Origin of the sequence: Nocardioides sp. (assembly GCF_035576065.1) — a bacterium.
Taxonomy (GTDB): domain Bacteria; phylum Actinomycetota; class Actinomycetes; order Propionibacteriales; family Nocardioidaceae; genus Nocardioides.
Map to the genome: position 1 here is coordinate 32653 of NZ_DATLWX010000022.1, position 20057 is coordinate 52709.

Here is a 20057-nt window from a genome sequence, read left to right on the forward strand (position 1 = left end):
CGCCACGCGTCCAACTGGGACGATCGCCCGGACAAGCCCCGGCGTAGGCGAGTTACCGTGGCCGCGTGCAGGACCACCTACCTCAGTCCGTGCGGGTCGAGCGACGCCCGGTCGACGAGGCCGAGTCCCGGCGTGCGAACGGCCGCGACTGGGACCGCTACGCCGACGAGTACCAAGCCACCCACGGCGACTTCCTCGGCGACGCCGGGTTCGTCTGGGGCCCCGAGGGCCAGACCGAGGCCGATCTGCGCATCCTCGGACCGGTGGCAGGCAAGGACGTGCTGGAGGTCGGCTCCGGTGCCGGCCAGTGCTCGCGATGGGTCCGCGCGCAAGGTGGCCGCGCGTTCGGTCTCGACCTCTCGCACCGCCAGCTCCAGCACAGCCGCCGGCTCGACGAGAACACCGGGGTCCACGTCCCCTCCGTCCACGCCACTGCCACCGCCCTGCCCTTTGCCGACGACTCCTTCGACGTCGTGTTCTGCTCCTTCGGGGCGCTCCAGTTCGTCGCGGACATAGACACCGCCCTCGACGAGACCGTGCGGGTGTTGCGACCCGGGGGCCGGTTCGCGTTCTCCATCACCCACCCCACCAGGTGGATGTTCCCCGACGACCCGGGCGTCGGCGGCCTGACCGCCTCCCAGTCCTACTGGGATCGCACTCCCTACGTCGAGATCGACGACGCCTCGGGCGTCGTGGCGTACGTCGAGCACCACCGCACCCTCGGGGACTGGGTGCGGCTCCTGACTGGCCGGGGGTTGATGCTCACTGACCTGGTCGAGCCCGAGTGGCCCACCGGTCACGACCGCGTCTGGGGCGGCTGGTCCCGGACTCGGGGCCTGCTCACGCCCGGTACGGCGATCTTCGTCGCCGAACGTCCGTGACTGTGGCGGTCCGCGGATCGTTGGCCCGAGGTGCCCCGCACTAGCATCGCCGGCGTGCCGTCACCACGCGTTCTCGTCGCGAACCCGTACCGCGTCGGTGTGCTGGTCCTGATGCTCGGCACGGTGTGTTGGCGGGTATGGACGCTCGCGCGCTGGTCGTGGGAGGACGACGACTGGCTCTTCATCCCTCGCAGTGAGTCGATGTCGTTGTGGGCCTACGCATTTCAGGACCACAACGGGCACCTGATGCCCGGCGGCTTCCTGGTGACCAAGGCGGTGGTCGAGGTCGCTCCACTGAGCTTCGTGCCGGTCGTCGTGGTGGTGACGCTCGCCAGCGCGCTGCTGGTCGCGGTGTGGGGGCGGGCCCTGGAGCTCGTCTCGGGGGGCGCCACGCTGGCGCTCGTCCCGCTGAGCCTGGTCACCCTCTCCCCGATCATGATCCACTCGATGCAGTGGTGGGCGGTCTCGGTCAACGCCATCCCCCTCCTGCTGTGCCTGGGCCTGATGATGATCGCCGCTGCCCGCTACGCAGGGGCACCAGCGGCCCGACGACGCAGACACCTGCTCTGGATGTGCCTCATCCTCGTCGGAGGGCTCTTCTTCTGGCACAAGAGCCTTCTCGTCGTCTACCCCGCCGTGATCGCGGTGCTCGCCCTCGCCCCTGGGCCATGGCGGGAGCGGTTCAGGATCACGCTCGCCCCCGTCGCAGCCCTGTCCGTGATCTCGGGGGTCTACCTCGTCCTCTTCTTCCTGGCCACCCGCGGCGTCTCGAGCAACAACTCCGTCGAGATGACCCTGGAAGGGCAGACGCCCGAGCGTGTCGTCACGGACTTCGCGCGAGGCTTCTCACATACCTTCATCCCCTCGACGCTCGGGGGCCCGTGGGGATCGCTGCCGAATCCAGGCGACCCGTACGCCCGCCAGGGCGCGGCCGTGACCGTGATGGTGCTCGTCGTCGCGGCGCTGTGTCTTGTCTGGCTGGCTGTGCGCCACCGTGCGCTGGTCTGGCTGCTCGTGCTGCCGGTCGTCTACGTGCTGGTCGCCCTGAGCCTGGTGCAGTTCACCACGCGGGCGCAGGTGGCGGTGAGATGGGACTTGATGACCACGGAGCGCTACTACACCGACTCCGTGGCGGTCGGAGCCGCCACCATGGCGTTGATGCTGGGCGTCCACCGGCGGCGAACGGCCAGCCACCGAGGCACGGCTCGGGCCCGTCACCTGGTTCCGGCGGTCGTCGGCACGATTGCGGTCTCGCTCGTGGTCGGCAACATCCTCGGCGCCCAGAGCATCGGTGTGCACCCCGGACGGGACTGGGCGGCGACCGTGCGCGGCGACGTCGTCAGGCTCACCGCGGCGCGCGACGACCGCACCCAGCCGTTGGTGCTCTGGGACGCCTACGCCCCCTCGCAGGTGCTCCCCTGGGGCTATTGGGGCGAGTACGCCTCCCTGTCCTCCATGCTGCGGCCCCTCCGACCTGACATCCAGTTCAGACGATCAACGGACCAGCTGTACACCGTCACCCCGCAGGGACGGGTGGTCGAGGCGCAGGTCACCGAGGCGGCCCACTCCCAGCCAGGTCCCCAGGAGGGCTGCGGCTATGCCGTCACCGCGGACGCTCCGGTGCGCGTCCCGATGTCAGGAGAGCTGTACTCCTGGGGCTGGGTCGTTCGACTCACCGCATTCTCGGACACTAGTGCCGAGGCCGTGGTCTCGCTGGGCTCGGAGGAGATCCTGTTCTCGATGCCGGCGGGCTTGTCGTCCCGCGAGATCCAGCACGTCGGCCCCGTCCCGAGCACGATCGACGTCGTGCTCGTGAGCGGCGACGCCCTTCTGTGCGTGACCGAGGTCGTCGTTGCCCACATGGACGAAGCGAGCGACACGTCACCGAAATGAGTGACGGGCCGGATCCCCGTAGGGATCCGGCCCGTCAGCCACGCTCTCAGAGGATCAGTGGTCCGCTTGCGCGTCCCGGCGTCCCGCGAACACGAGGAACGCGCCGGCCAGCAGGGCCAGCAGGCCACCGATGAAACCGACCAGCGGCAGCGTGCCGGTGACCAGGTCGAGGCGACCCTTGTTCTCCTCGGCCGTCTTGATGCCGGCAGCGATCTGCTCCTCGGTGAACCCGATCTCCATGTCGAGGACGGTTGTCCCGTCCTCGAGCTCGCGGATCTCGTGGTACTGCTGGTTGACGATGGCGCCGGTGCGCGGCTCGATCCAGATGAACTTGTCCTGGCTGTAGATGCCCGCGACACCCTCGACGACGTCAGCCTCGACCTCTTCGAGGAGGACGTGGTACTTGTACGTCTCGAGCCCGTCGAGGGTCTCGGTGCTGTCGTACGTCGCTGTGACCGTCGCGCCGAGAAGGCCGTCCCAGTAGGGGTAGTCCTTCTTCTCGGCGTTGAAGGGCCACTTGTTGACGAGGCCCTCCTTCTCCTCGGCGCCGGCAGGGAGGTACTTGCCGTTGACCGCTTCGCCGGTGTTGCGGTCGGTCGCGAAGACGTCGGACGACGCGCTCACAAGACGCGCCTCCGGGTCCTCGGCGTCGACGCAGTCCGGCACGTCGCCCTCGTCGATGACCAGGCAGGTGGTGTTGACGAAGACGATGACCTCGTCGTCCGAGCGCTTGGAGTCAGCCTTGGTGATGCTCGTCGCCTTGACGTCGATCGCCTCGGTGTCACCGGTTGCGGGGTTGAGCTTGTCGGCGTTGCCGCTCAGGTACGTCGTGCTGTCCGTGTCGAGCGGCGTGCGCTCGACCTGTCCGGGGGCCCAGAAGGTGGCCATCAGACCGGTCACCAACAAGAACGCTCCCAAGCCGAGCAATACCCAGCCAATGATCTTGCGCACTACGAGGTCCCTCCCAGGATTCAGTAAAGTCGCCGAAGGCTACCAGCAAGTAGGCCCGTCCAGTACAGGAATCTCCGACGTGCTTACAGGACGGTCAAAGCCCATCAGAAACGGCACGGCAAAAGTTTGACCTGTGGCATGATTCGCCGCCGAGGAGGCACAGTGCAAGCGCAGAGGCAACCCACCCGCTCCCGGCGGACCTCGGGGTTCTCGCCAGCCATCGAGCTCCTCGTGCCGGTGTCGGTGACACTCGTGGTTGCCCATCTGCTCCTGCGTGCCTGGACGTTGTCGGTCAACTGGTTCTACTACGACGACTTCTTCCTCATCCAGGAAGGATCGTCGCCCTCGGCGCTCACGCGTCTGTTCGAGCCCTACAGCGGTCACCTCCTGCCAGGCGCCCGACTCATCGCGTGGATGCTGGGAAACAACGGCGGCCTCAACTGGGGTATGGCGAGTGCCATCACCCTGCTGATGGAGGCGGCTGTCGCTGCGGGTGCGCTGTGGATGCTGCTGACGCTCTTCGGTCGTCGCTGGGGGATTGTGGCCCCCCTTGCTCTCTATCTCACCAGCGCCTTCACGATGCCCTCGATGCTCTGGTGGTCGGCGGCCGTGCTTGCGCTACCCACCCAGGTGTCGTTCTTCTGGGGCGTGGGCTGCTTCGTGCGTTACCTGCGCACCCGCGAATGGTCGTGGTTGGGCTACACCATCCTCGCCGTTGGCTTCGGTCTCGCCTTCGACGTGCGCGCGCTCCTTGTCGTCCCGGTCCTGGTGTTCATCGCGCTCGCCTACTTCTCGACGGGCAACCCGACGCGCCGGCTCGCCTCGTTGGGCCGCATCTGGCCGGCAGTGGCGATCGGCGGCGCCGTGTCGCTGTCGTATGTCGCGGCGTACACCACCTACGTGCCGCAACCGTTCGCCCCGGGCAACTGGAGCATCGTCCGCGAGATGGTCACCAGCATGTTCCTGACCGCTTTCCCGGTCGGGTTGGCCGGCGGACCGTGGCGGTGGGACGACGCACTTCTCGTCCCGGAGCCACCGCAGTGGGCCGTCTGGCTCTCCTGGGTCGCCGTCCTGATCGTGCCTGCCGTTGCCTTCGTGACGCGCAGACGGACGCTGCGAGCCTGGATTCCGGCCTTGTTCCTGCTGGGGTCGATCTTCGTGCTCCTGTGTGTGTCTCGGGCGCCCGCACTGGGCGCGGTGGTGGGCCTGAACTACCGGTTCTACGGCGAAGTCATGTGCGCCGTGGTCCTGGGGTGTGGACTTGCGTTCATGGAGCTCCATGGCGCCACCGAGTCCAGCACCTCGCGACCCGCACCGCTGGTGCCTGTCGCAGCGCCGCAGTGGCTCCTGCCGGCGGTGGCAGTGGGAGTGATGGCGTCGGGGACCTACAGCACCATCTCCTACGCGCAGGCCTTCCACGACGCGAACGCCGGCCACGACTACTTCGACAGGGCGGTGGCGGACCTGGACCGCGTCGGCAACGCCGACCTGGTCGACCAGGTGCTGCCCCAACCTGTGATGGGATTCATCTTCGTTCCCGACAACACCACGGCCGCGATGTTGCCCATGATGACCGACCATGCACGCTTCCCTGAGTCCGCGCCCGTCCTCAGCATGCTCGACGAGACGGGCCAGGTGCGCGCTGTCGAGATCGACGCCGGCGTCGTCTCGGAGGAGGGTCCCGACCAGGGCTGCGGATGGCGGATCACCGAGGCTGGCAGGACCATCCCGCTGACCGGGGAAGCGTTCGACTACGAGTGGTGGCTGCGCATCGGCTACCTCTCGTCCTCCGACTCTCCCGTCCGCATCACCGCAGGGGACAGCACGGTCGACACCATGGTCCTGGCCGGCCTCAACGACCTCTTCGTCCGCGTGGAGAGCAGCTTCGACAGCATCCAATTCTCCGGGCTCACCTCCGACGCCACCCTGTGCGTCGACGTGGTCGAGGTCGGCAACCCTGAGCCGGGAGACCCTCGATGAGCTCTCATCCAGCAGGACGACCTGCACTCGAGCTGCGTCCCGCCTTCCCCGTTCTCGACCCACTGCGAGCCGTCGGTGCGCTGGCCGTGTTCACGACCCACGCAGCGTTCCAGGGCGGCGAGTACCTGCGCAACGGCACGGTCGGGACGATGTTCGCGCGGCTGGACATCGGTGTCGCGATCTTCTTCGTGCTCTCCGGTTTCTTGCTCTCCCGGCCCTATCTGGCGAGTGCGGCCGCCGAGGTGCCGCTTCCCAGCGCACGCCGCTACTACATCAAGCGCTTCTGGCGCATCACGCCGCTCTACCTCGTCACGGTGGTGGCGGCCATGCTGGCGATCCCGGAGAACGCCGGCACCAGCATGCGGGGATGGCTGGCGACGCTCACGCTGTCCGGCCCCTATGTGGACAAGCGTCTCCCCCAGGGCCTGACCCAGATGTGGAGCCTGGCCGCAGAGGTCGCCTTCTACGCGGTGCTGCCCGTCCTGATGTGGCTGGTGCTCCGCAACGGCCGCTTCTCACCCCGGCGCGTGTGGCTCCTGGTCGCGGGCCTGTTCGCCACCACTGTCGTGTGGGTGTCCTTCATCAGCGACCCCCTCGAGGCGGCGATTCAGGGCACCCCCGGGCTCTGGCTACCCGCCTTCGCGAGCTGGTTCGCTGCCGGCATCGCCTTGGCGCTCCTCCAGGTGCAGCTCGAGCTCGGCCAACTGCCCCGTCCAGCTCGCTGGGTGGTCGAGCTCGGGCGCCAGCCAGGGGTCTGCTGGGCGCTGGTCGCCGGACTCTTCCTGATGGCGGCGACGCCGCTTGCCGGGCCGGTGATGTTCCAGGTCGGCACGCACGGCCAGGTCCTGACCAAGCAGTTCCTCTACGCGATCGTTGGCACGCTGATCGTCATGACAGGCATCTTCGGAAGCAGCGGCGTCTATGCCCGTGTCATGTCGAGCCGACTGCTGCGCCACCTGGGGCACATCTCCTACGGCATCTTCTGCGTGCACCTGGTCGTGCTCAGCTTGATCTACCGGTTCACCGACTACGAGTTCTTTGCCGGCGACACGTTGAAGATCTGGCCGATGGCGCTCCTGCTGTCGATCGTCGCAGCGGAGATCCTCTACCGCGTGGTGGAGCTGCCGGGCGTCCGCCTCGGCCAGCGTGGGACACCGAAGTCCGCCGCCACCCAGCCAGCGGCGACACAACAGGCTGCCACCACCAGCACCTGAGGCCAGTCCAGGTAGCCGGCCCAGAGCGAAGCCGCCCCCCAGGGCCGGAAGAAGTACGCGCCCCCCGCCGGCAGCAGCAGGACGGCCGCCCAGGCACCGCCGAGGTTGGGTTCGCGGCGATGGAGCCACAGACCCGCACCCAGTGCGGCCGCTGAGGTCAGCAGCCCACCCGGTCCGGCCAGCACCGCGCCGGACACCAGGACGCCTGCCGCCAACCACAGACCCGAGGCCGGGCGGGCGGGAGTGGCAAGCATCTCCGTGTCGTCGCGCCTCGGGCGCCGTACGGCGATGAAGAGCAGGAGCAGCACACCGAGAAGTCCGATGCCAAGCGCCAGGCGATAGCCGAGGTCAGGTCCGAAACGCGCCTCGACCGGTCCGGTGTCCCGGCTCAACCAACCCTGACGCCACCCGTCGAACACGGCAGGCGTGAGCTCCGCGCCTGACTGTTCGGCCTTCCAGCCCGGGTTGACGTTCATGTGGGTGACGAGCGGCCCGGCATCGGGCATCTCCGCACCGATGGCAACCGGCGAGGACCGGCGAACCTCCAGGCCCTCGGTCGGCGCCTGGGCGGCCGTGCCCAGGACGATGGAATCGACCACGAAGGCGTCACTGGCGATGGCTGCCACGCTGTTCGCGCCAGCAGCAAGCGCCACCGTGGAGACGTCGCACGGCACCGCCTCCCCTCCCTGCCCGGCGAACAGGTCGGCCGGCGCGCCGATGACCCGGGTGGAGACCTGGGTGCCGTTGACCTCGAGCGCGGGCCCGGTCCCGCACGCGGTCTGGATCGGATCCGTCGGCAGGGCCACCGGCAGGTAGGGCAGCCCGGTCAGGACGATCTCGGAGATGCCGATCGGCACCACCCGCGTGGAGCCGTCGAAGCGAATGTCGTTGGCGGGCTCTGCGTCAACGACGGCCACGGTGAGGCGGTTGGTGCGGACGGGCAGGAACTGCACCGACCCGGACTCGTTCAGCTCGACGTAGCGCGACCCCCCGGGCCAGCTCAGCCGGAGGCTCTGTGGCGCGCGTGCGGCCGTGTCCTGGTCGACGTTGAGCGCGAGGCCGGAGATGGTCTCCTTCCCGAGCCAGTCGAACTCCAGCGCCGGCTGGATCTCGCCCACGCTGGCTGTCCACGTCGTGTGAGGGTCACCGTCGATCGCGGCCACCGGGCCGCTGCGCGGATCGGGGTTTCCCACGCTGGAGGCCGTGACACCCACGGCTTGGTCAGTCAGCGCAAGCTGGTCGAAGGCGCGTCCAGGTCGCGGGCTCACCGTGACGCTGATCGGGTAGTCGACTGCCTGGGGCAGGGTGAACGACCGGCGGAAGTCCGTCGCCTCTTCAGCGATGGAGCCGATACCCTGCAGGCACCGCACGTCGTCGTCAACCACGGCGCACCCGTTGCGCGCGTCCGAGAGTCGGCGCAGAAGCACGGCGTCGGGCATCGCGTCCTCGGGGAGCGCCGGCAGGATCAGCTCGCGCTGGACGTCGATCTGGTCCGAGACGACCTCGGTGATCACGAGCCGGTTGTCGCGGAATCCGGAGACGTCCTCGATGCGCAGAGTCCTCGTCGAGCCCGGAACGACGACCAGCCGGGTGTCGTTGGGTCGAAAGCGAAGGGGTGGACTCTGCCAGTCGTCAGTCGTGACCTGCAGCTCTTCGTTGCCCTCGTTGCCGACGGTGATGGTCAGCTGGCCGAGCGGCACCGGGTCGTCGAACTCAAGCTGCCACCAGCGTCCGTCCTGCGTGCGGTCGCCGGCGGCCCATCCGGTGAACGGGTCACCATCGAGCGCGGCGTACGGCAATGCGCTCGGCTGGACTGCCCCGTATGCGTCGGCGTCGGACTGTGAGCTCGACGCTGTGACGGCCGCTGCTCCTACTAGTCCGGCGCCCGTCGACCACCGGTCAGCGTCGGGCAGGAGGTAGTCGCGGGCCACCTTCGAGAAGCTGAGCTCGTCGCCCGCGGAGCGCGTCGCCGACGTCGAGTCGTGCAGTCGACCGAAGTTGCGTTCCACGTTGCGCAGTCCGTCGGTCAGGATCACCTCGGTCCCGGGCGCGAGCTCCGGCAGGTCCGCGGCCAGCTGGACAGGCGCGTCGGCGAGGAGACCGGCGTCAGCAAGGTCGAGGAGGTCCTCGGGTCCTCCCACCACCACCGTTGAAGTGCTGGTCGTCTCTGCGGCGAACGCCCCAGGTGTCACGGCAAAGACCTCGATGGCCGGGTATTCGGCCTGCCAGCCACCGTTGACCATCGTCCTGCCGATGTCGCCGAAGATGACCGGCGCACCACCGACGGTCGGACCGAAGTCCGCCACCAGGTCGATCCCCGGGCTGTCAGCCATCGCTTGGTGGACGAGGACCGGATCGGGGGTGTCAGGTCCACGCGCGAGGTCGTTGCGCATCACCAGGTGGGTCACCCCCGCCCGACGCAGGTAGGCGGTCAGACCTGCGCTCCCCCGGCCTTGCGCCAGCCGGGACTCGATGGCGTCGAGCATCCGGATGTTGCCTGCTGGCGTGAGGGGGACGGCATCCCGGACGGCCCACTGCGTGCTGGCCAGCGCCTGGAACGGCTCATCGCGAGGAAAGCCCCATTGGTACGACCCGAAGCTGGAGCCGGGAACCAGCAAGGCGACTCCCTGGGTGTCCTGGTCGCCGAGCCAGTCAGCTGCCTCGGCCCAGTAGGACGGCACCTCGGTGTAGGAGGCGGCTGGGGCCACCCTGCCGACGGCTATCGGCACCGACGCCCCGACGACCGCAACCACGGCGATCGCGGTCCACGTCCGGAAGGTCACCCGGTCCCCGCGCGCCGCTGACCCAGCACTGCGGGTCGCGGCGAGCCGCTCGGTGAGCTCGTGGATGCAGAAGGCGAGCCCGACCACGAGGGGCAACCGGATCACCGGATCGAACTTGTGGATGTTGCGCAGCGGTGCCAGCGGACCGTCCATGAGACTGCGCAGCTCAGGCGCGAACCAGCCCTGGACACTGCCTTCGTGGCCCATCGTGACGAGGAAGAGCCCGACGGCCACCCCGCTCCACAGGAAGCCACGATGGCGGTTGCGGGGCAGGGTCAGCCCGATCACCCCCAGCATCAGCAGCACGACGCTGTTCACGACGAGGTAGGGCTGTCTGATGAGGTCGTTGCCGGCCCTGGCCCCCGGGTCGATGAACGGCACCCAGTTGGATGTGCCGCGCAGGGCGTCGAAGAGTGTGGTGGTGGCCGTGGTGTTGGCGGCCGCCTCGATGTAGTCCAGGAAGGGCGGACTGTAGGCCCCGAGCAGGAACAGCGGGATCAACCACCACAACGTTCCGACGATGGTGAAGACCGGCCACCACAGCATCAACGAGCGACGACGTGGGCCGGGCTGACGCGTCAACAACCAGAGGGCGCCCAACGGCAGGACGGCGGAGGTGGCGGCCGCATTGACGCCCCCGACCATCGCCACGGCGAGTGCCGACAGAGCGGCAGCACGTCGCGGAGAGCCGCGCTCGGCGCCCACGACCAGTGGCAGCAGCACCCAGGGCGCCAGCGCACTGGGCCAGGCCTCGATCGAGATGGATCCCAGAATCGTCAGCATCCGGGGCGACAGGGCGTAGGCGAAGCCCGCCACCAGGCATGCCAAGTCCGAGCGCACGCCCAGGCGCCTGGTCACGAGGGCGGCACCGAGGAAGGCCACCACCAGGACAAGAGCCAGCCACAGCCGCTGGACCACCCAGGCCGGCAGCCCGACCACGTCGCCGATGGCGAAGAAGGGCCCCATCGGCCACAGATAGCCGTAGGCCTGGTTCTGCAACTGCCCGAAGGTCCCGTTTGCGTTCCACAGGTGCGCGGCGCGGTCCAAGAAGTCAAGCGGAGCGATCGCCAGGTCAAGCTTGGTGTCAGCGATGAGGAGGCCGGGTGACTGCGTCATCGCCAGGCCGATCAGGATGACGCTGCAGCCGGCCAGGCGCCACCGGAACCGTGTGCTGTCCTCCGTCACAGCTTGCGCAGCACCAGCACCAGGTTCCACGTCACCACCTCTCGCACGACGGGGACGTGCAGCAGCCAGCGGCTCCACCAGGGGTTGTAGCGCGGGATCAGGTGCACCACGACGGCTTGGTCCTGCTCGCGGGCCCACCGGAGTCCGTCGGCAACAGTGACCTTGAAGAGCGACTCGGCGTACTTGTTCTTCGGCTCCCGTCCGTGCGTCCGGGTGTATCGCCGGCGTGCTAGCCCGCCGCCCAGGTAGTGCCACGGCGAGGTCTCATGACCCCCGTGGGGGCCGTACCACGTGGTGTAGCTGATGAACGCCAGTCCACCGCGACGTGTCACCCGCACCATCTCGCTGGCCATCCGCCACGGGTCCGGGACGTGCTCAAGGACGTTGGAGGAGTAGCAGATGTCGACCGCGTCGTCGCGGAACGGCAGGTCCATGCCACTGCCGATGACCGTCCCGGAGCCGATGTCGCCTGCCCCCGCGAGCTCGCCCACGTCGGAGTCGAGGGAGAAGTAGGTGGCGCCCGCTTCTGTGAAGGCGTCGCGGAAGTAGCCGGGCCCGCCCCCGACGTCGAGGAGCGTCGCTCCGGACAGGTCGGCATACTCCCCCACGTGGGCGGCGGAGTCCTGCGCCAGAGCTGTGTAGAAGCGTGCGGGATCAGGCTGCTCGTAGCGGAACTCGTTGAAGAGGAACAGCGAACGGCGCAGATCGGCCCGCCAGGACTCTTCAGTCCGGCGGGCCGGAGAAGAACGAGTCAGGCGCGGCACCCGGCGACCTTACCCTCTGGTAGTAACGTCTGTTCGCAATGTCTGACCATCGTGATATCTCCGGCCGGCACGTCGCGTTCTTCAGCTGGCGCGACACGCACAACCCCGAGGGCGGCGGTGCCGAGCGCTATCTCGAGAAGATGGCGGAAGGCCTCGTGGCGCGGGGCGCCCGCGTGACGATCCTGTGCGCCGCCCACGCCGCAGCACCACCGGACGAGACCATCAACGGCGTCCGCTTCGTCCGACGCGGCACCAAGCTGACTGTCTATCGCGAGGGTGTCTCGGCCTTGCTCCGCCGGGAGTTCGGCCGCATCGATGTCGTCGTCGACGTGCAGAACGGGTTGCCGTTCTTCACCCGGGCAGCGACGCGCGCGCCCGTCGTGGTGCTGGTGCACCACGTGCACCGCGAGCAGTGGCCGGTCGTCTACCCCGGCCTGACGGGCCGGGTCGGCTGGTGGATCGAGCACGCCGTCGCTCCGAGGCTCTACCGGTCGTGCCAGTACGTCGCAGTGTCACGCGCCACCCGCAACGAGCTCCAGGAGCTCGGGGTGGACCGGGAACGCATCGCCGTCGTCCACAACGGGACGGACCCCGTCATCCCCGTCGGCGTGGGCAAGGCGACGCACCCGATGATCGCCGTGGTGGGTCGTCTGGTGCCCCACAAGCAGGTCGAGCACGCCATCGACGCCGCGCTCTCCCTTCGCGAGGAGCACCCAGGCCTCCGCCTCCACGTGATCGGGTCGGGTTGGTGGGAGGCCGAGCTGCACGAGCACGCTGCGTCCCGCGGGGCCGGGGACACCGTGGTCTTCGAAGGCCATGTCGACGAACGACGCAAGCACGAGGTCTACGAGCAGGCCTGGGTGCTCGCGCTCCCCTCGCTCAAGGAGGGCTGGGGCCTGGTGATCGGCGAGGCGGGCATGCACCGCACTCCGGCGGTCGCCTACCGCTCGGCCGGTGGGACGCGCGAGTCGATCGCGCACCTGCACTCAGGGGTCCTGGTCGAAGACTCCGCAGAGTTCACCGACGCAACGCGTCGACTGCTCTCAGACCACGCCGAGCGGGAGCGGCTGGGCCAGGGGGCGTTGGAGATGAGCCACGCCTTCACCTGGCAACACGCACAGGAGTCGTTCGCCCACGTGGTGGCGAGCGCGCTGCGCGGAGAAAGGATCGACAGTCAGGATCCAGCCGAGGAGTGAGGCGCGGCGAGGCCGGCCTCGAGCGGGTTGCCCCGCCGGATCACTCCGCCGTGGTGCCGTAGTCGAACTCGGGCGCCTCAGCGATGGCCGGGGACGTCGAGGGGGGCGCGGTCTGCGACGAGATCAGTCCGAACACGGACACGGCCGCAAGGACGCCGCCAGCAAGGACGCTGGCGATCGGACCGATGAGATTCGAGTTCATGGAGTGGTGGACCCTTTCTAAAGGTTCTCCAGGAGAATAACAGCCCGTTGCGACAAATATGCCATTTCAAGAGCATTGGTTACTCGCGAGTCACCTTGCGCCGTACCCCGCTCGCCGACCCGCCCACGAAGAGTCCCAGCCAGGCCACCCACGCGACTCCCATGGCAGCCGTCCACTGCCTCGGCACCTCCTCGGCGCGGACCTCCCCCTCGACCTCGACGACGCGGAGACCGTCCTCGTCGAACGTGGTCTCCCCGGTGACCTCGACGATCTCCTGCGTCCCCAGCTGCTCGGAGACGACCACCGCAACCCCGAGTGCCGCCAACGCCCGTCCCCGCTCCTCGGGCGTGCCGAGCGCCAGTGCGTCTGCGACGTCGGCAGCGCGCGGGTCCTCCCCCGGGATCGGTCGCCCGTCGACGGACAGGACGTCGTTGGCGATCGCTTGGCGCCCCACGAACCTCGGGAGCGGATCGAGCACCTTGTGCCCGTTGTTCCACTCGGGCGCGCGATAGCTGGTGAAGGGCAACAGCACGACGTCGCCCGCCGGCGCCTCGTGGACCGCGGCTCTCATGTCGTGGAGCACCGAGGGGTAGGAGACCGCCCTCAGCTCGCCCGACGAGCCCCACGCCGCGTCGGGCATGAGAGCGACCGGCAGGAGGGCAAGCAGCCCCGCGACCAGCACCCTGGTGGGCGGGTCCGGCAGGCGCTCGAGCGCGGCATCGGCCCCCCGGGCGGCGAGCACCACCGTCAGCGGGGCGGCCAGTGCCAACAGTCGCGAGCCGTCCCGCAGCAGTCCGCCCCCTGGCACGTGCGCGGCGAGCCAGCCGATCGCATCCGGCGCGGCCCAGCTGACCACCGCCAGTCCCCACCCGGCAGCCCAGCACACGACCAGCGCGGCGAGGCCGGCTATCGGCGTACGGCGATGCGTCAGCCCACCTGCCACCGCCAGCGCTCCGACAGCGACCAGCGACGCCACGGCCAGGAACCCCAGCCTCGTCGCCGGCACCACCTCGACGTTCCAGATCCCACCCAGGGACAGTGCCGCCAACGGTCCGGGCAGCAGCCCTTCGCCGCTCGCCGCGAACACTTCCGCGCCTGCGGCGGCCGACGTGGCGTCGGCCGCGTGCAGCAGCCCGGCGACGAGCCACGGCAGGTTGGCGGCCAGCACGGATGCGGCGAGCAGTGCGTTGCGCCTGCCTGCTCGGCGACGCCAGCCGCCGGCCAGGGCAGCGATCCCGGTCGCCACCCCCGTGCTCGCACTCAGCGAACCAAGCACGAGCAGGACGGGCAGCGCCGCCGGCCACCTGGCACCGACGTCCCAGCGGCGGACGACGAGGAGCAGCCACGGCAGCACCGCGTAGCCCACCAGGACCGGCCAGTGCCCGATCACCAGCCGCTCGACGACGAACGGGTTCCACATGATCAGCGACGCGGCGACGAGCTGTGCCCCGAGGGAGCGCCGCCCGATGAGAGCCGCGGCACCCGTGCCGGCACCGACGAGGGAGCCCAGCAGCACCAGCTTCTGCAGCAGCATCCCTGGGATGACCGTGTCGAGGACCGCCACGACGGCGTCGGAGGGGACAGCTCGGGGCAGCGCCGTACCGACCCCCCACGCATCGCGTGTCAGGACAAGGTCCGGGACCCAGACCATGTCGTAGCTGAGCACGTAGCCGGGACCCAGCGCGCCGCCGAGCATCAACACCGCCAGCACCAGGGACCACAGGGTCGGAGCCCACCTGTCCGCTCGTGCCACCTGGTCGTTCCCCTCCGCTGCCCGACGAGAGCCCGCCGCGCGGGTTGTGCTGGTTGCCGACTGTAGTGGCGGCCCGAGCAACTAGGCTCACCCGCGTGCAAATGAGAGACACGCTGCTTCGCGTCGCCAACAGCAGCTCTGGCATCGCGGTGTCGATGGCGATGATGAACGTGACGACGTACGGCTTCGTCATCGTCGCGTCCCGACTGCTCGGCACTGAGGGGTACGGCGCACTTGCCGCCTCCCTCAACCTGCTGCTCGTCGTCAGTGTCGGCGCACTGGGGTTGCAGGCGACCGCCGCGAGACGCATCTCTGCCGAGCCCGAGCACGTGGCTCAGATCGAGGACTCCATCCTGCGGGTGACCTACCGGTCAGCCGCCGCCCTCGGTCTCATCCTGATGCTCCTCAGCCCGGTCATCCAGCGGGTGCTCAACCTCGATCACCTCGGCTCGGCCCTGATCATCGCCGCATGCGCGGTGCCGCTGACCCTGACAGGCGGGTTTGCCGGCATCCTCCAGGGCGAGCGCCGGTGGGCGGCTCTCGGCCTGCTCTACGTGATGAGCGGCGTGCCACGGCTCATCATCGGCAGCCTCCTCATCGCTTGGCGACCATCTGAGCTCTGGAGCCTCATCGGTGTGGCCGTCAGCTTCTTCGCACCTGTCCTGGTGGGTCTTTGGGCGCTCCGGCACCGACGCCGCCCCAGCGTCGCCCACCCAGCGCACACCGGCATGGCCCTGCTCAAGGAGAGCATCAGCAACGGTCAGGCCCTCTTTGCCTTCTTCGCGCTCAGCAGCGTGGACATCATCGTGGCCCGCAACGTCATGTCCAACGACGAGTCAGGCCTCTACGCAGGCGGTCTCATCCTCACCAAAGCGATGCTGTTCCTGCCCCAGTTCGTGGTGGTCGTCGCCTTCCCGTCCATGGCGACCGGGGGCGAGCGCCGCAGGGCGCTGGTCGTCAGCCTCTCCCTGGTTGCTGCCCTCGGTGCCGTCGGGACCCTCGCGGCCTGGTTGCTGTCTGGGATCGCCATCCGGTTCGTTGGCGGCGCGGACTTTGCCGAGGTGGAGCCCCGCCTGTGGATCTTCGCGATCCTCGGCACCCTGCTCTCGATGATCCAGCTGTTGGTCTACTCCGTGCTGGCGCGCCAGGGCAAGCGCTCGGTCTACGTCGTCTGGGCGGCCCTGATCGCCCTGGTCGGCGTCGGCCTGAGCGCCGACTCGGTGCTCGGCCTCGTGACGGTCGTCGTGCTGGTCGATGTCGCGTTGCTGGTGGTCCTCTTGGCGATCAGCGCCTGGTTCCTGCGTGAGGGTGCTGCCGAACCCGAGGAGACAGTCGCGGCCTCGGTCCCTCAGTGAGCGGCGTCGTGCCAGCTGCGGCCGGTGCCGATGGACACGTCGAGCGGGACGGTGAGGTCGGCCGCGCTCCCCATGTGTTCGCGGACGAGCTCGGCGAGAGCCTCGCTCTCCCCCGGCGCCACCTCCAGGACGAGCTCGTCGTGGACCTGCAGCAGCATCCGTGACGACAGGCCCTGGTCGATGATGGCGGACTCCACGCCCAGCATCGCCACCTTGATCAGGTCGGCTGCCGAGCCCTGGATCGGCGCGTTGAGCGCCATCCGTTCGGCCGTCTCGCGCCGCATCCGGTTGTCGCTCGTCAGGTCGGGCAGGTAGCGGCGGCGGCCCATGATCGTCTCGGTGAAGCCCGAGCGCCGCGCCTCGTCGACGATGCCGCCGAGGTAGTCGCGGATGCCGCCGAACGTCTCGAAGTATTCGTCCATCAGTCCCCGGGCCTCGGACGGCTCGATGCGGAGCTGCTGGGAGAGCCCGAAGGCGGAGAGCCCGTAGGCCAACCCGTAGTTCATCGCCTTGATCTTGGCGCGCTGCTCGGGCGTCACATCGTCGGCCGGCGTGTCGAAGACCCGGGCCGCCGTCATCGAGTGGAAGTCCTGTCCGGAGCGGAAGGCCTCGATCAGCAGGGCGTCCTCGGACAGGTGGGCCATGATGCGCATCTCCACCTGGCTGTAGTCGGCCGTCATCAGCGACTCGTAGCCCTCACCCACCACGAATCCCTCTCGGATGCGCCGGCCGGCCTCGGTGCGGATGGGGATGTTCTGGAGGTTCGGGTCGGTGCTGGAGAGCCGCCCGGTCGCCGCGATGATCTGGTTGTAGGTGGTGTGGATCCGCCCGTCGGAGGCGACCGTCTTGAGCAACCCCTCGACCGTCTGTCGCAGCCTGATCACGTCGCGGTGACGGAGGAGGTGCTGGAGGAATGGGTGCTCGGTCTTCTCGTACAGTGACTGCAGCGCGTCGGCGTCGGTGGTGTAGCCGGTCTTGGTGCGTTTGGTCTTGGGCATGTCAAGCTCGTCGAACAGCACGACCTGCAGCTGCTTCGGGGACCCGAGGTTGATCTCCTTGCCGATCACGTCGTAGGCGTCCGCGGCGGCGGCCTTGACCTGGTCCCCGAACTCGGACTCGAGCACCTCGAGGTGGTCGACGTCGATCGCGATGCCGGTCTGCTCCATGCGCACGAGGGTCCCGATCAGCGGCAGCTCGACATCGGCCAGCAGCGCCGTGCCGCCGTGCTCCTCGACCGCGTCGTCGAGGGCGTTGGCCAGGTCGAGGATTGCTCGCGCGGTCAGCATGGCGACGTCGCTTGCTCCAGTGTCGCCCAGGGTGTCGAAGCTCAGCTGGTCAGCGTCCCCGGTGTCTTGGCGGAGCTCCTGCTTGAGGTAGCGCAGGGTCAGGTCGGCGAGGTCGTAGGAGCGCTGGTCCGGCTGGACGAGGTAGGCCGCCAGGGCGGTGTCCACCGCCAGTCCGCACAGCTCCCACCCGTGTGCAGCCAGCGCCAGGGCCGGGCCTTTGGCGTCGTGCAACACCTTCGGCTGGGCGCTGTCGGCGAGCCAGCCCGCCATGGAAGCGTCGTCCTCGGGCGAGATCTCGGTGACGTCGATCCAGGCCGCAGCAGCCGGCCCGGACGCGAGAGCCACCGACACGACCTCGCCGGTCCCGGCCCGCCATGATCCTTGTACGGCGACGGCCACGCGCTCGCCGTCACCGGCGTGCTTCGCCAGCCACGCCGCGACTGTGCCGCTCTCCAGCCGCTCACCGTCGAGCTCGAAGCCCGACTCGGCGATCCCTTCGTCGGCGGCGGGATCGATGGTGTCCATCAGGCGCGTGCGCAGCTCCCCGCGGAACTCGAGCTCGTCGAGGAGCTCGAGCGCCGTCGTACGGTCCCAGGGCTGACGGACGGTCTCGCCCGGGCGCACTGGCAGCGTGAGGTCGCAGATGAGCGCGTTGAGGTGTCGGTTGCGGATCACATCACCGAGGTGTGCCCGGAGCGCCTCCCCCTTCTTGCCTGGGATCTCGTCGGCGCGCGCGATCACGTTGTCGAGCCCGTCGAACTGGTTGATCCACTTGGCGGCGTACCCCTGTCCGACCCCGGGCACACCGGGCAGGTTGTCGGAGGTCTCGCCCACGATCGCGGCCAGCTCGGGATAGCGGTGGGGCGGGACGCCGTACTTGTCCTCCACATAGGCCGGCGTCAGCCGAGCCAGGTCACTGACCCCGCGCATCGGATAGAGCACGGTGGACGACTCGGTCACGAGCTGGATGGAGTCGCGGTCACCGGTGAGGATGAGCACTTCCATGCCCTCGGCGAGGGCCTGGGTGGAGAGCGTGGCGATGATGTCGTCGGCTTCGTAGCCGTCGAGCTCGAGGTGCTGGATGCGCAGCGAATCGAGGACCCGCTGGATCAGCGGGAGCTGGCTGCTGAACTCGCCCGGGGTCTTGTTGCGCTTGGCCTTGTATTCCGGGTATTCCTCGAGCCGGAAGGTCTGCCGGGACTTGTCGAAGGCCACGGCCACATGGGTGGGCACCTCGTCGCGGAGCACGTTGACCAGCATCGAGGTGAAGCCGTAGACCGCGTTGGTGTGCTGTCCGGTCGCGGTCGAGAAGTTCTCCACCGGCAGTGCGAAGAACGCGCGATAGGCCAACGAGTGGCCGTCGAGCAGGAGCAGTCGGGCGGTCGGTGAGGTGGTGGCGGCACTCGTCTCGGACACAGCGCGACTCTAACCGTTTGGACCGACGCCGCCGACCGACCGGGTGTCGGCCAGAATGCCTCCATGAGCGAGCCCAGACTGCCTTCGATCGACATCGGCATCGACGAGTTCGTGGCGATGATGCCGTACGGCATGGGAGGCCTCAACGAGAAGATGGGGGTCGTCATCACCGAGATCTCGCCCGAGCGGATCGTCGCGACCATGCCGGTGGAGGGCAACACGCAGCCCTACGGACTGTTGCACGGGGGTGCGTCGGTCGCGCTGGCGGAGACCCTGGGCTCCATCGGGTCGGCGATCCACGCGTTCCCGGGCAAGATCGCGGTCGGCGTCGACATCAATGCCACCCATCACCGGTCCGTGACAGCGGGCACCGTCACCGGCACGGCCACCCCGATCCACCTCGGACGGAGCATGGCCGCCTTCGAGGTCGTCATCACCGACGAGGCCGGCAGGCGGTTGTGCACCTCACGCATCACCTGCGCGCTCCTGGACAAGCCCACCAAGGCCTGAGGGCTCGAAACCGACTACTGGTGGGCGTGCTCCCGGCCCATCCGCCGAGCGGCCAGGACCTTGTCGATCTGCCGCGAGCCGCGGCGACCTGTCGCTGAGCGCCGGGCGGACAGCTTGGCGCGCACAGCCGACGTCGTCGCCGCGCGCAGCGTGGCCTGGGGCGTGAGAGCAAGCCTGGCCATGAAGCGGTTGGCATCGCGCGAGTTGGCCATGGCGGCGGTGGCCACGGTGCCCACTCCTTGGTTCTCCGCGAAGCGCGCAGCGGCGTCGATGAGCGCCGTGCCGACTCCGCGTCGCCGGAAGACGGGCAGGACGTGGGGCGAGACCGCCATCACGGTGGGTTCGAGGTTAAGCGGAGACAGGGTCGTGGCCATGAGGAACACCGCGCCCGCCACCTCGCCGTCGCACTCGGCTACAGCGATGCAGCGATCCGCGCGGTCCTCGCAGTCCGCGATGACCCGGCGTACGTCCGCCACCTGCTCTTCGGGCGTGCCGCGGCGCAGGATCTCGTTCCACAGCTCGCGCAACACAGACGCGTCAGCGACGTCGGCTGTCCGCACGTTGACCGATGACCGGCTCATGCCTCAACTCCCCAGGATCTGCCCCGTGACGAATGCATTCCCCGTACCGAGAAGTCTCCCGGCCCCACTGCCCGACCATACGCCCGCCTATCCCGCTAGGTGCAGGA

14 protein-coding genes are annotated in these 20057 nt (G+C 68.9%); 7 read left to right on the forward strand and 7 right to left on the reverse strand.

Annotated elements, in window-relative coordinates; genetic code table 11:
- Window positions 1-65 precede the first annotated feature (65 nt).
- Both VNJ48_RS11630 and VNJ48_RS11635 read left to right on the forward strand, forming a co-directional pair.
- A complete protein-coding gene (locus VNJ48_RS11630) occupies window positions 66-881 on the forward strand; it encodes a class I SAM-dependent methyltransferase (protein ID WP_325602227.1) in 816 nt (271 codons plus the stop codon).
- 54 nt (window positions 882-935) lie between these two features.
- Complete coding sequence (locus VNJ48_RS11635) at window positions 936-2774, forward strand: hypothetical protein (RefSeq protein ID WP_325602229.1); 1839 nt, start codon at window positions 936-938, stop codon at window positions 2772-2774.
- Between the two features lie 54 nt (window positions 2775-2828).
- On the opposite strand, the gene VNJ48_RS11640 is transcribed toward VNJ48_RS11635, so the two are convergent.
- Complete coding sequence (locus VNJ48_RS11640) at window positions 2829-3725, reverse strand: DUF3068 domain-containing protein (RefSeq protein ID WP_325602231.1); 897 nt, start codon at window positions 3723-3725, stop codon at window positions 2829-2831.
- 162 nt (window positions 3726-3887) lie between these two features.
- Between VNJ48_RS11640 and VNJ48_RS11645 the strand changes: the two genes are divergently transcribed.
- Together VNJ48_RS11645 and VNJ48_RS11650 are read left to right on the forward strand one after the other, a co-directional pair.
- Window positions 3888-5705, forward strand: coding sequence for a hypothetical protein (locus tag VNJ48_RS11645; RefSeq protein WP_325602233.1), 1818 nt, complete (start codon window positions 3888-3890; stop codon window positions 5703-5705).
- The gene (locus VNJ48_RS11650) at window positions 5702-6919 is read left to right on the forward strand and encodes an acyltransferase (protein WP_325602235.1); all 1218 of its coding nucleotides are present in this window, start codon (window positions 5702-5704) and stop codon (window positions 6917-6919) included. The genes VNJ48_RS11645 and VNJ48_RS11650 overlap by 4 nt, the downstream gene beginning before the upstream one ends.
- On the opposite strand, the gene VNJ48_RS11655 is transcribed toward VNJ48_RS11650, so the two are convergent.
- Both VNJ48_RS11655 and VNJ48_RS11660 read right to left on the reverse strand, forming a co-directional pair.
- Window positions 6811-10917, reverse strand: coding sequence for an alpha-(1->3)-arabinofuranosyltransferase domain-containing protein (locus VNJ48_RS11655; protein WP_325602237.1), 4107 nt, complete (start codon window positions 10915-10917; stop codon window positions 6811-6813). The two genes, VNJ48_RS11650 and VNJ48_RS11655, sit on opposite strands and share 109 nt — an antisense overlap.
- Complete coding sequence (locus VNJ48_RS11660; protein ID WP_325602239.1) at window positions 10884-11651, reverse strand: class I SAM-dependent methyltransferase; 768 nt, start codon at window positions 11649-11651, stop codon at window positions 10884-10886. Before VNJ48_RS11660 ends, VNJ48_RS11655 begins: the two co-directional genes overlap by 34 nt.
- A 38-nt stretch (window positions 11652-11689) precedes the next feature.
- Between VNJ48_RS11660 and VNJ48_RS11665 the strand changes: the two genes are divergently transcribed.
- Entirely contained in the window at window positions 11690-12847 is a 1158-nt protein-coding gene (locus VNJ48_RS11665; RefSeq protein WP_325602241.1) for a glycosyltransferase family 4 protein, read from the forward strand.
- Between the two features lie 40 nt (window positions 12848-12887).
- On the opposite strand, the gene VNJ48_RS11670 is transcribed toward VNJ48_RS11665, so the two are convergent.
- Together VNJ48_RS11670 and VNJ48_RS11675 are read right to left on the reverse strand one after the other, a co-directional pair.
- The gene (locus VNJ48_RS11670) at window positions 12888-13049 is read right to left on the reverse strand and encodes a DUF2613 family protein (RefSeq protein ID WP_325602242.1); all 162 of its coding nucleotides are present in this window, start codon (window positions 13047-13049) and stop codon (window positions 12888-12890) included.
- 79 nt (window positions 13050-13128) lie between these two features.
- Complete coding sequence (locus VNJ48_RS11675; protein WP_325602244.1) at window positions 13129-14802, reverse strand: hypothetical protein; 1674 nt, start codon at window positions 14800-14802, stop codon at window positions 13129-13131.
- Window positions 14803-14903: 101 nt separating this feature from the next.
- On the opposite strand from VNJ48_RS11675, the gene VNJ48_RS11680 reads away from it, so the two are divergent.
- Window positions 14904-16157, forward strand: a complete 1254-nt coding sequence (locus tag VNJ48_RS11680; protein WP_325602264.1) for a polysaccharide biosynthesis protein — start codon at window positions 14904-14906, stop codon at window positions 16155-16157.
- On the opposite strand, the gene polA is transcribed toward VNJ48_RS11680, so the two are convergent.
- Window positions 16151-18859 (reverse strand): DNA polymerase I, encoded by a 2709-nt coding sequence (gene polA / locus VNJ48_RS11685; RefSeq protein WP_325602245.1) that lies wholly within the window; start codon window positions 18857-18859, stop codon window positions 16151-16153. The two genes, VNJ48_RS11680 and polA, sit on opposite strands and share 7 nt — an antisense overlap.
- Before the next feature lie 63 nt (window positions 18860-18922).
- On the opposite strand from polA, the gene VNJ48_RS11690 reads away from it, so the two are divergent.
- A complete protein-coding gene (locus tag VNJ48_RS11690; protein ID WP_325602247.1) occupies window positions 18923-19369 on the forward strand; it encodes a hotdog fold thioesterase in 447 nt (148 codons plus the stop codon).
- A 14-nt stretch (window positions 19370-19383) separates the two neighbouring features.
- On the opposite strand, the gene VNJ48_RS11695 is transcribed toward VNJ48_RS11690, so the two are convergent.
- On the reverse strand, window positions 19384-19950 hold the full coding sequence (locus tag VNJ48_RS11695) for a GNAT family N-acetyltransferase (RefSeq protein ID WP_325602249.1): 567 nt from the start codon (window positions 19948-19950) through the stop codon (window positions 19384-19386).
- Window positions 19951-20057 lie beyond the last annotated feature (107 nt).

Bases quoted from the DNA above. Each gene is read 5' to 3' on its own strand.
- VNJ48_RS11670 (WP_325602242.1), bottom strand. From the start codon at position 13,049: ATGAACTCGAATCTCATCGGTCCGATCGCCAGCGTCCTTGCTGGCGGC.
- VNJ48_RS11690 (WP_325602247.1), top strand. From the start codon at position 18,923: ATGAGCGAGCCCAGACTGCCTTCGATCGACATCGGCATCGACGAGTTC.
- VNJ48_RS11680 (WP_325602264.1), top strand. From the start codon at position 14,904: ATGAGAGACACGCTGCTTCGCGTCGCCAACAGCAGCTCTGGCATCGCG.
- VNJ48_RS11650 (WP_325602235.1), top strand. From the start codon at position 5,702: ATGAGCTCTCATCCAGCAGGACGACCTGCACTCGAGCTGCGTCCCGCC.
- VNJ48_RS11695 (WP_325602249.1), bottom strand. From the start codon at position 19,950: ATGAGCCGGTCATCGGTCAACGTGCGGACAGCCGACGTCGCTGACGCG.
- VNJ48_RS11665 (WP_325602241.1), top strand. From the start codon at position 11,690: ATGTCTGACCATCGTGATATCTCCGGCCGGCACGTCGCGTTCTTCAGC.